This window comes from Streptomyces sp. NPDC002817, assembly GCF_053592055.1.
Genome location: NZ_JBSFUY010000007.1, coordinates 19093 through 33374 on the forward strand (window position 1 = coordinate 19093; position 14282 = coordinate 33374).

Annotated in this window: 13 protein-coding genes; 4 read left to right on the top strand and 9 right to left on the bottom strand. The window is 70.2% G+C overall.

Features of this window, described 5'->3' with window-relative positions:
- Positions 1 to 30: 30 nt before the first annotated feature.
- Both ACWD3I_RS15510 and ACWD3I_RS15515 read left to right on the top strand, forming a co-directional pair.
- Positions 31 to 966 carry an AraC family transcriptional regulator gene (locus ACWD3I_RS15510; RefSeq protein ID WP_365394417.1) on the top strand — a complete coding sequence of 312 codons (936 nt, stop codon included), beginning with the start codon at positions 31 to 33 and terminating at the stop codon, positions 964 to 966.
- A gap of 107 nt (positions 967 to 1073) precedes the next feature.
- Positions 1074 to 1760 (top strand): helix-turn-helix domain-containing protein, encoded by a 687-nt coding sequence (locus tag ACWD3I_RS15515; RefSeq protein ID WP_365394418.1) that lies wholly within the window; start codon positions 1074 to 1076, stop codon positions 1758 to 1760.
- Here the strand turns inward: ACWD3I_RS15515 and ACWD3I_RS15520 are convergent.
- Positions 1743 to 2144: a VOC family protein gene (locus tag ACWD3I_RS15520; RefSeq protein WP_365394419.1), complete on the bottom strand. Its 402-nt coding sequence runs from the start codon at positions 2142 to 2144 to the stop codon at positions 1743 to 1745. The genes ACWD3I_RS15515 and ACWD3I_RS15520 overlap by 18 nt on opposite strands.
- Positions 2145 to 2218: 74 nt before the next feature.
- Positions 2219 to 2851 carry a VOC family protein gene (locus tag ACWD3I_RS15525; RefSeq protein ID WP_365394420.1) on the bottom strand — a complete coding sequence of 211 codons (633 nt, stop codon included), beginning with the start codon at positions 2849 to 2851 and terminating at the stop codon, positions 2219 to 2221.
- A 156-nt stretch (positions 2852 to 3007) separates the two neighbouring features.
- Here ACWD3I_RS15525 and ACWD3I_RS15530 point away from each other — a divergent pair, with 156 nt between their 5' ends.
- Positions 3008 to 3697 carry a ThuA domain-containing protein gene (locus ACWD3I_RS15530; protein ID WP_365394421.1) on the top strand — a complete coding sequence of 230 codons (690 nt, stop codon included), beginning with the start codon at positions 3008 to 3010 and terminating at the stop codon, positions 3695 to 3697.
- Between the two features lie 63 nt (positions 3698 to 3760).
- Positions 3761 to 5422, top strand: coding sequence for a serine/threonine-protein kinase (locus ACWD3I_RS15535; RefSeq protein WP_365394422.1), 1662 nt, complete (start codon positions 3761 to 3763; stop codon positions 5420 to 5422).
- Positions 5423 to 5451: 29 nt separating this feature from the next.
- Here ACWD3I_RS15535 and ACWD3I_RS15540 read toward each other — a convergent pair whose 3' ends face one another.
- From ACWD3I_RS15540 to ACWD3I_RS15570, 7 genes are all read right to left on the bottom strand, one after another.
- A complete protein-coding gene (locus tag ACWD3I_RS15540; protein ID WP_365394423.1) occupies positions 5452 to 6495 on the bottom strand; it encodes a LacI family DNA-binding transcriptional regulator in 1044 nt (347 codons plus the stop codon).
- Positions 6496 to 6607: 112 nt separating this feature from the next.
- Entirely contained in the window at positions 6608 to 8347 is a 1740-nt protein-coding gene (locus ACWD3I_RS15545; RefSeq protein ID WP_365394424.1) for a family 43 glycosylhydrolase, read from the bottom strand.
- Positions 8344 to 9249 (bottom strand): carbohydrate ABC transporter permease, encoded by a 906-nt coding sequence (locus ACWD3I_RS15550; RefSeq protein WP_365394425.1) that lies wholly within the window; start codon positions 9247 to 9249, stop codon positions 8344 to 8346. Before ACWD3I_RS15550 ends, ACWD3I_RS15545 begins: the two co-directional genes overlap by 4 nt.
- Entirely contained in the window at positions 9249 to 10133 is an 885-nt protein-coding gene (locus tag ACWD3I_RS15555; RefSeq protein WP_365394426.1) for a carbohydrate ABC transporter permease, read from the bottom strand. The genes ACWD3I_RS15550 and ACWD3I_RS15555 overlap by 1 nt, the downstream gene beginning before the upstream one ends.
- Before the next feature lie 11 nt (positions 10134 to 10144).
- Complete coding sequence (locus ACWD3I_RS15560; protein ID WP_365394427.1) at positions 10145 to 11479, bottom strand: ABC transporter substrate-binding protein; 1335 nt, start codon at positions 11477 to 11479, stop codon at positions 10145 to 10147.
- A 401-nt stretch (positions 11480 to 11880) separates the two neighbouring features.
- Entirely contained in the window at positions 11881 to 12966 is a 1086-nt protein-coding gene (locus tag ACWD3I_RS15565; protein ID WP_365394428.1) for a LacI family DNA-binding transcriptional regulator, read from the bottom strand.
- A gap of 129 nt (positions 12967 to 13095) precedes the next feature.
- Positions 13096 to 14109, bottom strand: a complete 1014-nt coding sequence (locus ACWD3I_RS15570; protein WP_365394429.1) for a hydroxyacid dehydrogenase — start codon at positions 14107 to 14109, stop codon at positions 13096 to 13098.
- Positions 14110 to 14282 lie beyond the last annotated feature (173 nt).

A 14282-nucleotide genomic window follows, 5' to 3' on the forward strand; every position in this document is an offset into this window, starting at 1 on the left:
TTCCCATACGCGGCCGTCTACGCTGGCCGCATGGACGCTCTCGCAGGCCTCTTGGAGGGCCCCCGCGCGCGGGGCGCCTTCATGATCCGAGCGTGTTTCGAACCCCCCTGGTGCGTACGCATCGAGGACCGCGCCCCCCTCACCGTCATGCTCATGATCCGCGGCGAGGCATGGATCACGCCGGACGCGGGAGAGCGGGTACGGCTGCGGGCCGGTGACCTCGCCATCGCCCGCGGCCCCGACCCGTACACCTGCGCCGACGACCCCGGCACCGCACCACAGGCGGTGATCCTGCCGGGTGCCGAGTGCCACTACCCGGACGGGCGCTCCCTCAATGGCTCCATGGATCTGGGTGTACGGACCTGGGGCGACCGGCTCGACGGGTCGGCCGTGATGCTGATCGGCACGTATCTGTGGCAGGGCGAGGTCAGCGGGCGGCTGCTGGACGCGCTGCCGCCGCTGCTCACACTCACCTCCGACGTGTGGGACTGCCCGCTCACGCCGTTCCTCATGGAGGAGATCGTGCGCGACGAGCCCGGCCAGGAGGTCGTCCTCGACCGGCTGCTCGACCTGCTGGTCATCGCGGCACTGCGGGCGTGGTTCTCCAGGCCCGAGGCGGCGGCACCGGCGTGGTACCGGGCGATGGCGGACCCGGTCGTCGGGCGGGTGCTGCGGCTGATCCAGGACGATCCGGCCCACCCCTGGACGGTGGCGTCGCTCGCGGCGAAGGCCGGGGTTTCCAGGGCTGCTCTCGCCCGGCGGTTCACGGAGTTGGTGGGGGAGCCGCCGATGACGTATCTGACGGGGTGGCGACTGGCGTTGGCCGCGGATCGGTTGCGGGACAGTGATGCGACGCTCGACGCGATCGCCCGGCAGGTGGGGTACGGGAGTGCGTTCGCGCTGTCCAGTGCCTTCAAGCGGGTGTACGGGGTGAGTCCGCAGGAGCATCGGGGGAGGGTGCCGTAGGAGCGCTGCCGGGTGCGGGTTGTCCGTGGTTGATCGCGCCCACGCGGCGGAGCCGCAGATCGATGCAGCCCCGCGCCCCTGGGTGGGTGCCGCGTAGCCTGGTTCTTATGTACTCGGAGTGGGCCTCCCGGCTCGACGGGGCCGTCGTCTGGACCAATACCCCGTCCGGGTCCGGCCCGGGGCGCGTTCTGCCCGACGGGTGCATGGATCTGCTGTGGCACGAAGGGCGGCTGCTCGTCGCCGGGCCCGACACGCGTGCGTACGTCACCGAAGGCGCGCCGACCGCGTGGGCGGGGGTGCGGTTCCCGCCCGGTACCGCGCCCGGCCTGCTCGGCGTACCCGCCCGGGAGCTGCTCGACCGACGGGTGGAACTCGCCGACCTCTGGCCGGTCGCCGAAGTACGGCGGCTCACCGCTCGTGTGAACGCGGCCGCCGATCCGGCCCGCGGACTCGAAGAAGTGGCGTTGGGGCGGGCGGCCGACACCGAGCCGCCCGATCCGCTGCTGGGGCACGTCGTGGCGGCTCTCGACGCGGGGCGCCCGGTCGCGACGACCGCCGACGAACTCGGTCTCGGAGCCCGGCAGTTGCACCGCCGGTGTCTGGCCGCGTTCGGGTACGGGCCCAAGACGCTGGCCCGGGTGCTGCGATTGCAGCGGGCGCTCGGCCTGGCCCGCGGCGGGGTGCCGTACGCGGAGACGGCGGTTCGCGCCGGCTTCGCCGACCAGGCCCATCTGGCTCGGGACGTCAGGGAGTTGGCCGGTGTGCCGCTGACCGAGCTACTCGGCCGAGGGTAGCGGCGCGAACAGGTCGACGCCGTTGCCGTCCGGGTCGAGCAGGCTCGCGTACCGCTGGCCCCACACCGCGTCCCACGGCTTCAGCTCGCCGTGGTGACCGGCGCCCACCAGCTCCTCGTAGACCGAATCCACCTCGGCGGGACTGTCGCACCGCAGGGCCAGCCCCGTGCGACCACCGCCCGCCGGAGGCTGCCAGCTCGCGTGGAAGGACCGCACCACCTCCTCGGTGTCCAGCAACAGCCGCAGTCCGCCGGGCAGTTGTGCCTCGACATGCCCCTCCTGCTCGGCTCCCTCGGGGAACTCGAACCCCAGGCGGCGGTAGAAGGCGACGGAGGCGGCCATGTCGGAGACGATCAGGCCGATGGCATCGAATCGTGGAGTCATGCGGCCACCGTAGGCAGGGCGGGGACGGTCGGTCTTGAAGGAATCGGACGTGTCCTCGACGACGCCGCCCGCGATCAGTCGAAGCTGACCGGCCCCAGCGGAGTGTCCACCGTGAAGGAGAGCCCCACCGGCCCCTCGGTGACGGTGAGTTCGGTGTCGAGGGCCGCGAGCAGGGCGCGGATCTCGCCCGGGTCGGGAGCCGTCGCTGACAGCGCCAGCAGGGGAGTGGCGGGCAGACCGGAGGCGGACGGGTGGACCGCGGTGCCCCAGTCGATGAGGAACGGCACCAGGCCGGAGGGGTGCTGGGTCTCGCCGTCCGTCAGCCGCCACTCCAACAGGGTGCCGTCCGGTCTGCGGCGGCTCATCGGATGCACCGCGCCCGGGTCGTACCCCCGGGCCCGGGCGGCCGTGACCGCCGCGTCCAGATCCGGCGGACTGATCGCCCAGGTCACCGTGCGGGGCGCCGCCAGTGTGTCCACGTCGAAGGGGCGCGGCCCCTGCGGCTCGGGCTGCTCCGGGTCCGGGCCGATGATCTCCAGATAGCCGGTACCGCCCAGCGACACCAGGTAGTTCCGGGTGCCGAACCCGATGTGCACTCCGCCCGGAGCGGGCGCCACACCGGTACGCCGGGCGAAGTCGGCGACCGTCGCCGCCAGATCGGGGGTTGCGAGGACAAGGTGGTCAAGTCGTGCGGGAATGGTGTTCATCGTGCAGCCGAGGCTACGCAGAGCGGCCTCCGTGATGGAACACCCGAGCGGTGGCCGGTCACCTCACGCAGCGGCCAGGATGCCGTTGGGCTGCCGAAATCTTCGGACCGATCACTTCCGCGGGACCTGAACGGCCCGCGGCATAGGGTCGCCGGCATGGCACCTCGACTCCTCGTCCACACCCGCACCGCCGACTACCGGCACGACTCCATTCCGGCCGGTATCGCCGCCGTACGCACCCTCGGCGGCTTCGAGGTCGACGCGAGCGAGGACCCGACGGCACTGGAGTCACCCCTGGAGCGGTACGCCGCGATCGTCTTCCTCTCCACCAGCGGCGAGATCCTCACCCCGACCGGCCGCGAACGGCTCGCCTCCTACGTCGAGTCGGGCGGCGGCTTCGTCGGCGTACACGCGGCGGCCTGCACCGAGTACGACTGGCCGTACTACGGCGAACTGCTGGGCGCCCGCTTCGACCGGCACCCCGCGTACCAGCCCGGCAAAGCCGTCATCGAGGACCACGAGCACCCGGCCACCCGACACCTGCCCGCCGTATGGGACTTCACCGACGAGTGGTACGACTTTCGCACCAACCCCCGTGGCACGGTACGGGTGTTGGCCCGCGCCGACGAGTCGTCCTACGACGGAGGCGGCATGGGCGCCGACCACCCGCTGGTGTGGTGCCGCGAACAGGGCGCGGGGCGGGTCTTCTACACCGCGCTCGGCCACGCCGCCGAGGCGTACGAGGATCCCGACTTCCGGGCGCATCTGCTGGGCGGGATCAGGTGGGCGGCCCGGCTGGACGGTCGCGGTCCCGACCCTGGTCAGCGGTCACGGAAAACCCTTTAGGCTGCTGCTGTCGCACGGATGATCGGATCGGTGCGACAGGGGATCAGGGGAGCAGGGGGACAGGTGAACAACGCGGCTGACGTGTTCCAGCCACTTCAGGTGGACGATCCGCCTGTGGTGGCCGGTTACCGTCTCGCCGCCCGGCTCGGCGCGGGTGGCATGGGTCGGGTCTATCTGTCGCACACGGCGGGCGGCCGACCGCTCGCGATCAAGGTGGTACGTCCGGAGCTGGCCGACGACCCGGACTTCCGGCGGCGCTTCGGCCGGGAGATCAAGGCGGCCCGTCGGGTGCGGGGCGCCTACACCGCCGAGCTCATCGACGCCGACGCGGACGCCCGTCCGCCCTGGCTGGCCACGCTCTATGTCCCCGGACCCTCCCTGGCGGAAGCCGTCCACCGGCGCGGACCGCTGCCGGTGCCTGCCGTGCTGTGGCTGATGGCGGGCGTCGCCGAGGCGCTCCAGGCCATCCACGGCGAGGGCATCGTCCACCGGGATCTGAAGCCCTCCAACGTGCTCCTTGCCTCCGACGGCCCCCGGGTCATCGACTTCGGCATCTCCCTGGCCGCCGACACCACGGCGTACACGGCCACCGGCGCCGCCGTCGGCACGCCGCAGTTCATGGCCCCCGAACAGGCGGTCGCCGGGGACATCACATCGGCGACGGACGTCTTCGCGCTGGGCCAGACCGCGGCGTTCGCGGCCCTGGGTTCGCCGCTGTACGGGGACGGTCCCTCGGCGACCATCCTCTACCGGATCGTCCACTCCGAACCCGACCTGTCCCGGCTGCCCGAGTCGCTCCGGCCGCTGATCGAGCGCTGCCTCGCCAAGGCTCCTCAGGACCGGGCCACCCTCGCCGAGGTCGTCGAGTGGTGTCGGCAGCGGCTCGGCCGGGACGCGGACGCGGGCGGCGGACCGGCGGTGTGGCAGGAGATCACGGGGCCCGAAGTGACCGTCCCGGCCCCGGTCCCGGATCCGACTCCGGTGCACACGATGCCGCTGATCGCGCCGGAGCGGGCGACGGTACCGGTGGCGCCGGAGCGGCGGCGGGGCCGTCGACGTCGTACGGCGCTGATCGCGGGCGGGGTCGTGGCTGCGGGCGCGTTGTTGGTGACGGGACTGGTGTGGAAGGTCGGGGGAGGGGCGGACGGGGTTCAGGGGCGGGACACGACCGCATCTTCCTCGACGCCGGATTCGACGGCGTCCGGGCGGTCGGCGGAGGCGTCCGCGGCTGGGGCGGATGCGAAAGCCGAGGGCAACGGGACGGGGGAGGCGTCGAGTCCATCCGCGACCGTGTCTGTGGCGGGGCAGCCTCAGGGGGTGCCGGCGGGCGTTCCTTTGAACCTGAACGAGAAGAACTCCCTGTACCTCCACGACGGCAAACGCCCCGCGACCCGCGAGGACCGCAAGGGCGACGTCCGCTTCACCTGCAAAGACGTCGGTTGCACGCTGAAGAGCGACGACAGCTTGATCGTCCAGTACGTCGCCGAGGAACCGGGCGCCACCTTGGGGGACTGCCGTTGGATCCTCGGTGGCGCCGAGGACGAGGGCGGCGAGGTCTACCACGACTTCCCACTGGCCGCCGCTTCCGCCGGCAGCGAATTCTGCGTCAGGCACCCCTCCGGAGACATCGCGCTGCTCGTGGTTCAGGTGAAGAGCACCGCGCTGTGGGACACCTCGGGAGTGAGCTTCCTGATGGCGGACGTGACGGTCTGGCGGGCCACCTAGCCCCCCGTACGGAGCCCGCCGACCCGCCCCTACTCCCGCGGCCGCCCCGTACTCGCCCGCTCCACCAACCGCGTCGACAACTCCGTCCGCGTCCCCTCCGGCCGCGTCCCCTCCATCATCCGCACCAGCAGCCGCGTAGCCGTCGCCGCCATCTCCGACAGCGGCTGGCGGACGGTGGTGAGGGCGGGGCTGGCCCAGCGGGCCTCCGGGAGGTCGTCGAAGCCGACGACGCTCATGTCGTCGGGGATGCTCAACCCCCGTTCCGCCAGGGCCTCGTAGACGCCGAGCGCCATCCGGTCGGAGCAGACGAAGACGGCGGTGGGCGGCTCGGGAAGGTCGAGGAGTTCCCGCATGCGTTCGCGGGCGACGGACTCGTCGAACCCGGCGTGGCGTACGTACTCCGGGCGTTGACGCACCCCCGCCGACGCGAGCGCCGAACGGTAGCCGGCCACCCGCGCGGTGCTGCACATCTTGCGCCGGTTCCCGGCGATCACCGCGATCCGCTCATGGCCCAGCGCCAGCAGATGCTCGGTCGCGCTCAATCCGCCCTGCCAGTTCGCCGCGCCGACCGACACCACGCCCGCCGGCGGTTCCAGCACGGGGTCGATCATCACGAACGGGATGCGGTGCTGTTCCAGCCACGCGTACTGGGAGGCCGTCAGCTCGGCCAGGTTGAACAACACCCCTGACGAACCACGGGCGATGAGCTTGTCCAGCCAGCCCCGCTCGGGCCGACCGCACCGCTGGCGGGTCAGCCCGGCCGACACCACCACCTCCAGGCCCGCGTCGTGCGCGGCCTCCTCCACACCGTGCAGCACCGCCCCCGACCAGGAGCTGTTGAGCGAGTGCACGACGAGGTCGACCAGCGCCGGCGGCTTCGCCGCGTCGAAGCGGGGTCTGCGGACATAGCCGAGCCGGTCCAGGGCCTCGGTGACCCGGCGGCGCGTCTCGGGTGCGACGTCCTCCCGGCCGTTGACGACCTTGGAGGCGGTGGGCACGGACACCCCCGCCTCCCGTGCCACGACTGCCAGCGTCGGCCCGGCCGCCACACTCGCACTCCCCGTACGGACCATCGGGAACCACCTCTCCGGCCCGCCCGAGGGCCATGGAAAGTTATCGACCAAGGCGGATAGTAAGCGCTTCCTACCCTAGGTTCGCCGGGGAAAGTCGGAAAGAGGCCGAGGGCTACCGGCAGGTCAGGCGAAATCCCGTGAAATCGGCGGTGAACGCCGCGTCGACAAGATCCACGGCGTGGATGCCGGCCATCGCTCCGGTGAAACGGAGCCGGGAACCGTGGTCGTCGGAGAGCTTGCCGAAGTCGAGCGGCCCGCCGACCGGTGTGCGCACGCCGCCCCGCAGATACCAGAACAGTGCTTCCGCACCGTCGACGGTCACGCCGAGAGTGAGCGGTGCGCCCGCGTCGACATCCACGACGGCCACCTGCCGGGTCCCGGACTCCTCCCGTTCGACGAGGCTGAGCACGGTACGGCCACCGCCCCGCCACTGCTGCCCGTGCTGCCCCTCGCCCTCCGGTTCCGCCCAGGTCAGGTCCAGGCTCAGATAGGCCTCGGTGTTGTACCAGAGCGCGAGGCCGGCGGCCTGCGTGAACGTACCGGGCCGCGCCTCGACGGTGACCTCGGCCTCCGCGCGGTGCTCGGTGATGCGTTGGGCGAGCAGGCTGTGCGCCCACCAGGACTCCGGGCCGTGCCGACCGCGCAGGCGGATCCAGCCGGGGCGGGTCGTGGGGTCGGCCCAGGACGGGTCGGCGTATGCGCGCAGGGTGCTCCAGGGCCAGGCGAGGTGGGTACCGGAGTCGGGGTCAGGGTCGGTGGGGTCGGAGGCCGATGTATGCAATGGACCGTCGACCGTAGATGCCGAATCGTCGGCGGCATACGACGGCGCGGCGACTGTATGCACCGAGTCGACGGTATCCGGCGGCGCGTCGACCGTATGCACCGAGTCGACGATATCCGGCAGTTCGTCGACCGTATGCAGTCGTACGTCGACCTCCACCGCCGGATGATGCCCCCCGTCCCGCAGTCTCGGCCACCCCTCCCCGTCCCACACCACCGCCTGGATCGCGGTCTCCCGCCCGAGCGGGCACCGTCGGCCGTCGACGGTATGCAATGGCCTGGCGGCGAGATGGCTCAGCACCCAGTCCCCGCCCGGCGTCCGGACCAACTCCCCGTGTCCTGCCTTCTGCAACGGCACCGTCGGGTCGTCCCGGGTCGTCAGGAGCGGCCGCGCGTCGACCTCGTACGGGCCGGTCAGCGCACGGCTGCGCGCGACCAGCACCCCGTGCTCGAAACCGGTGCCGCCCTCCGCCAGCACCAGGTAGTACCAGCCCTCCCGCCGCAGCAGCTTCGGCCCCTCGACGAGCCGTCCGTGCTGGAGCAGCAGGTGGGTGTCGCCGACGGCGGCCAGGGTCCTCCGGTCCAGCTCGGTCGCCACGATGCCGGCGAAGCGCTGTCCGCCGGGGCGGCAGTCGTTCTGGAGGTTGAGGAGCCACAGCCGGCCGTCCTCGGCGTGGTACAGCGCCGGGTCGAAACCGTGGCTCGCGACGCGGTGCGGGGCCGTCCACTCGCCGGCCGGGTCCGTCGCCGTGCTGACGTAGGTGTCCACGTCGAAGTAGGGCGTGCCGACCGAGCGGACGATCGAGTAAACGACCCAGAACCGTTCGCCGTCCCAGCTCAGCGACGGTGCCCAGACGCCGCCCGAGTCGGGGACGCCGGCCAGTGAGTCGCCGGGGACGGCGCCGCGGACGTGGCCCGCGTACTCCCAGTGGGCGAGGTCGCGGGAGCGGTGGATCGGGATGGTGGGGAACCACTCGAAGGAACTGGTCGCCACGTAGTAACGGTCATCGACCCGGACCAGTGAGGGGTCGGGGGCGAAGCCGCGGAGGACCGGGTTGTGCAGCAACGTCACTTCAGCGCCCCCATGGTGACGCCCGACCGCCAGTAGCGGCGCATGGCGACCATCATGATCGCCATCGGGATGATGGACAGCAGGGCGCCGGTCAGCACCAGGCTGGTGAGGTCGACGCCGGACTCCGCGCGCTTGCCGGACCAGTTGTACAGGCCCAGGTTGAGGGTCCAGTTCTCCTGGCCGCGCAGCACGGTGAGCGGGAGGAAGAAGGCGTTCCAGGTGTTCACGAAGGCGAGCAGGAAGACCGTCGCGCCGCCCGTCGTCATCATCCGCAGCACGATGCTGAAGAAGATCCGCAGTTCGCCGGCGCCGTCGATACGAGCGGCCTCCAGGAGCTCGTACGGAATGGTGGCTTCTGTATACACCTTGGCGAGGTACACGCTGAACGGGTTGATCAGGCAGGGGATCAGCATCGCCCAGGGCGTGTCGACCAGGCCGATCTCCGAGAACAGCAGATACAGCGGCAGGGTCAGCAGGGCGAGCGGGATCAGGAACGAGCCGACCACGCTCGCGAACACCAGGTTGCGGCCCGGGAAGTCGAAGCGGGCCAGGCCGTAGCCCGTCGCGAGGGCGATCAGTGTGCCGCCGAGGGAGCCGACACCGGCGTAGAGGAACGAGTTGAACGTCCAGCGCAGGAAGATGCCGTCGTCGTAGGTGAACACCTGGCGCAGGTTGTCCCACAGGTGCCAGCCGGAGAACCACAGGCCGTTGGACTGGTACAGGCCCGTGCGGTCCTTGGTGGCGGCGACGATCAGCCACCACACCGGGAACAGGCTGTAGACGCTCGCCAGGGTCAGGCCGACGAGCAGGAACCGCTGGCCGCCGCGTGAACGGGCCGCCGGGTCGGGGCGGTTGAGACGGCGGACGGTGCGGGTGCCCGCGCGTTCTTCGGTGAGGGTCATCAGTCGGCCTCCCTCGAGGTGAGCCGGTAGAAGAGGAAGGAGGCGACACCGAGGATCAGCGCGAGCAGGACCGAGAGCGTCGCGGCGTAGTGGTAGTTCCCGGCGTTGAACGCCTGGTTGTAGATGATCATGATCGGGGTGAAGCTGTCGTCTACCGTCTCCGGGGTGATGTTCCGGAACAGCGCCGGCTCGTTGAAGATCTGCAGCATCTGGATGATCGAGAGCATGCCGGTCAGCACCAACGCCCCACGCACGAACGGGATCTTGATGTTGAGCGCGATCCGCCACTCGGAGGCGCCGTCGAGCCGCGCGGCCTCGAACAGCTCACGCGGCACGCCTTGCAGCGCCGCGTAGATGATCACCATGTTGTAGCCGATGCCGTGCCAGGTCAGCAGGTTGCCGATGGACGGCCACACCATCGACGGCGAGAAGAAGTTCCAGTGGAGGCCGAAGAAGTCGCCGAGCGGGGTGAGCGGGCCGACATCCGGGCTGTACACGTTGATCCACACGATCGCCGCCACCACCCCGGGGATCATGTACGGCACCAGCAGCATGATCCGGAACTTGCCGGCCACCTTGCCCGTCACCGCGTCCAGGAGCAGTGCCAGCACCAGGCTGATCAGCAGCATCACCGGGATCTGCACCAGGGCGAAGACCACCACCCGCAGCACGGATCCCATGAACTTCGAGTCCGTCAGGCCCTGTTGGTAGTTGTCGAAGCCGGAGAACTCGTCGGTGGTGCCGCCCAGGCCGAGGCCGGAGGACTGCGAGCGGTACAGCGACTGGTAGACGGCGTAGCCGATCGGCAGCAGATACAGGAACACGAAGCCGAGCTGGAAGGGCACCGTGAAGGCGGCACCCTTCCAGCGCAGTGAGCGAATCATCGGGATGTGCCTCAGCCCTTGACGTTGATGCCGCGGGACTTCAGGTCCTTGACCGTCCACTCCTGCATGTGGGCGAGGAGGTCGGTCACCGTCTGCTTCTTGCTGACGACCTTGCCCCACTGGCTCTGCAACTCGGTGAACATCGCGGTCCAGTTGGGACCGAAGGTCCAGTCGGTGGTGACGGTACCGAGGCTGTCCTTCACGATCTGCTGTGCCGGGTCGTAGTTCTTGCCGAGCAGCTTCTCGGAGATCGCCTCGGGCACGTACGAGTCACTGTCGGCCAGCGCCGGCATCACACCGCTGCCGGTCTCCGGGCTGGCCATGGTCTTGACCGCGCCGGTGTCGGTGGACATCCACAGCGCCGCCTCGGCGGCCTGCTCCTGGTGCTCGCACTGCTCGGACACCAGCGTCAGGTTGCCGCTCTGGTTGGTGCCGGCCGGTGTCCTGGCTGCCTCACCGGCGAACGTCGGCCAGGGGGACAGCGCCCAGTCGCCGAAGGACTTGGTGAAGTTCTGCACCATGCCGGACATCTGCCAGGTGGAGATCTGCCGGGTCGCGGTGTCACCGTTGTCGAAGCTGCGCTGCACGGCCGCGTAGTCGGCGAAGGACAGCTTGGCGTTGAGGTCGTTGTCGATGATCTCCTGGATCACCTTCGCGGCCTTGAGGCTGCCCTCGTCCTGGAAGTTCACCTTCCAGGCGTTGCCGTCGATGGCGTACCAGTGGGCGCCCGCCTGCATGGCGAGCACCTCCAGGGTGCTGGGGTCCTCACCGGCGTAGTTGGTGATCTTGATGTCGTGCTTCTTGAGGACCTTGCCCGCGGCGATGAAGTCGTCCCAGGTGGTCGGGGCCTTCAGGCCGTACTTCTTGAAGATGTCGGTGCGGTAGATCGTGAACGCCGGCGCCGAGGCCGTGGGCACACCGTAGGTCTTGCCCTGCACCTGACCGGTCGCCCACGAACCGGAGTTGAACTTGCCCTTGCTCGCCTCCACGTACTTCGAGATGTCGGCCAGCGCGCCCTGCGCGACCCAACTCGTCACGTACTCACCGGTGTTCTGCAGCAGACAGGGAGCGTTCTCCGCCTTGACGGCGTTGCTCAGCTGCTTCTGCATGGTCAGCTGGTCGGTGATCTTCGTGTACTTCAGCTGGACGTCCTTGTGAGAGGCGTTGAACGCCTTCACGACGGCCTCCTGGCCGTTGGCCCAGCCCCAGAAGTCGAGGGTGACCGGGCCGGAGGAGTCGGTGTCGTCTCCGGAGTCCGACCCGCCACAGGCGGCGAGCAGGCCTGTCAGCGCGATACCCGCGACAGCGGTTTGGGCGAACCTTCTCCGGCGGCTGGTGAAGTTCATCTGACCGTGTTCCTTCGGAAGTTGGGCGTCTCGGAACGAGGACGGCGGCTCGGGGGGCGCAGGCCGGGAACGGCGGCCGGAATCCGCGGCTCGCGGTTGAGGGGGGTCGGCCAAGCGGAAGCGGTAGTAAGCGGTTGCTGGGACGGTAGGACGACGGATCAGTCCATAGCAAGAGGTGCGCGGAAATTTGTTACGCCGGATTGTCCGTCGCGTGATGCCGAAGTGTCCCGCGTGCGGCGGCCGATCTTCGGCTGTATGCACTGGTCAAAGCATGTGGATCGCAGCCTGAGCAGAGGCCGGGCGGCCACTGGCCCGGCCTCGGAGGATCACGAAAAAACCTTTGGAAAACGCTTACGAAACGATCGCTTTCACAGCGCTTCCGGACCGCCCACTCGCAGGGATCACACGCGAGGGGCGGGCGGTCGGACGGAGTTGCGTACGACGACATGGGTGCCCAGCACGAGGTGGTCGCCGTCGCCCTTACGACGGCCCGGGCCCCCCTCGCGCCGGTCGGCGACCGCGCGCAGAGCGACCCGGCCCATCTCCTCGTACGGCACATGCACGGTGGTCAGTTGAGGCGTGAGCTGGGACGCGAGGGGAATGTCGTCGTACCCGACGATCGACACGTCCTCCGGCACCCGCAGCCCCGCCGCGCGCAACGCCTGCATGGCACCCGCGGCGACCACATCGGTCCCGGCCAGCACCGCGGTGAAGTCGAGCCCGTCGCGCAGGCTCTCCTGGACGGCGTCGTAGCCGTGCTCGTAGTCGTAGAAGCCGTGCCGCACCATGCTGGGTTCGAAGGGCACGCCGTACGCCTCGAAGGCCCGCCGTGCACCCCTCAACCTGCCCTGTGCGGTGGTCAGTTCGGCATGCCCCGGCAGCACCAGGACCTTGCGGTGCCCGGCGGACAACAGATGGCTGGCCATGGCGTACGCGCCGCCCTCGTTGTCGTAGTCGACGGTCGTCGCCGGTACGTCACCCTCCAGCGGCGGCCTGCCCACCAGCACGAGATGGGAGCCGGCCGCGTCCAGGGAGCGGGCGAACCGGGCCATGCGCAGCTGGTACTCGTCGTAGTCGTAGGCGCCGCCGAGCAGCACCACGGCGGCGACGCCCTGCTGGCGCATCATGTTGACCAGCGCGAGCTCGCGCTCGGGGTCGTCACCCGTCGTACCGACCAGCGAGAGCCAGCCCCGCAGGGTGGCGGCCCCCTCGACACCCCTCGCGACATGGGCGAACGCGGCGCCGGTGATGTCGTTGATGAGGATCGCCACCGTGGGTGTGCCGCCGCCGGCCAGGGAGCGGGCGTGGGCGTTGGTGACGTAGTCCAGGTCCCCGACCACCTTCATCACCCGGCGGCGCAGTTCCTCCGAGACCGGGTAGTTGCCCGACAGGACGCGGGAGACGCTGGCGACGGAGACGCCCGCCTGCTCCGCGACGTCCCGGATGGTGGCTCGTCCGGCGTCGCCCGAAGCCTTGCGCTGACTCACCCTGGGGGCTCCTTCACCGTCGCGATCGCCCCACCGGGGCCCGGGAGGACACCGGTCGGGGGCCCGGCCCGGAGCCGGTGCGGAAAACCGTATCCCATTGTTTCCGTCGGCCGAGAGGTGCCGGTTCCCTCAGGCGACACGGGTCAGATCCGCATGCCGCACCTCGTGCACCAGGGCCCCGCCGGACGCCACCCGCTCCAGCTCCTCCACCACGATCCGCCCGAGTCTCTCCAGCTCGTTCCCGAGCGACCCGGCGATATGAGGCGTGAGGAACACGTTCGGCAGCCGGTACAACGGCGACCCCGCCGGCAGCGGCTCGGGCTCGGTGACATCGAGTACGGCATACAGTCGACCGGCGACCAGTTCGTCGGCCAGTGCGTCAGGGTCGACGAGCGCGCCCCGGGACGTGTTGATGAGGACGCCGCCGTCCCGGATGAGCGCGAGCCGCCCGGCGTCGAGCATGCGGTAGGTCTCGGGGATGTCCGGGGCGTGCAGGCTGACAATGTCGCACTGGCTCAACAGGTCGTCCAGCGAGACGAGTTGGGCGCCCAGCGCGGTGGCCTCGGCGGGGCTCACATAGGGGTCGTGGAGCAGGACCGTGAAGTCGAAGGGACGGAGCAGCTCCAGCAGGCGGCGTCCCACGCGCGAGGCTCCGATGACGCCGATGCGGCGGCCGACGTTGCCGATGTGCGCGGTCTCGGCCGGGGGCGGGTAGGCGTGTGTGGTGCGGAACCGTTCGCGGTGGGTGAAGGCGTCCTTTCCGGCGAGCAGGATCATCGCGAGGGTGTACTCCGCGACCGGCAGCGCGTTTCCGGTGACCGCGCTGGACACGCTGATGCCGCGTTCCCACAGTTCCTCACCGACGAGCGAGCGGACGGAGCCCGCCGCGTGCAGCACGGTGCGCAGCCGGGGTGCGGAGGCGAGAACGTCCGCGTCGAGGCTCGGGCAGCCCCAGCCGGTGATGAGCACCTCGGTCGCCGCGAGGACCTCGGCCGCCGCGGGATCGGTGAAGTCCCGCAGCACGAGGCCGGGATCGAGGTCGGCCGCCTGCCGCAGTCGGGCCATGAGCGCCGGGGGGAACAGCAGGGGGAGGTGCACCGGGTCCATCGCGAACACGGCCCGCGGCAGCTGGGGGCTGGGCATGAGACTCCTGACACGCTGAGTAGAAACATTTTCAGAAAGCGCCTTCTACCGTAGATCTGCCGGGAACGGCGGGTCAATCGGTCTGGCGGATCGGGCAGGCGCGGATTTCTCCTGGCTCGATTCCGCCCGTATGCCCACGTCACGGCGGGGTGAAGGGTCAGGATCGGGAGCCG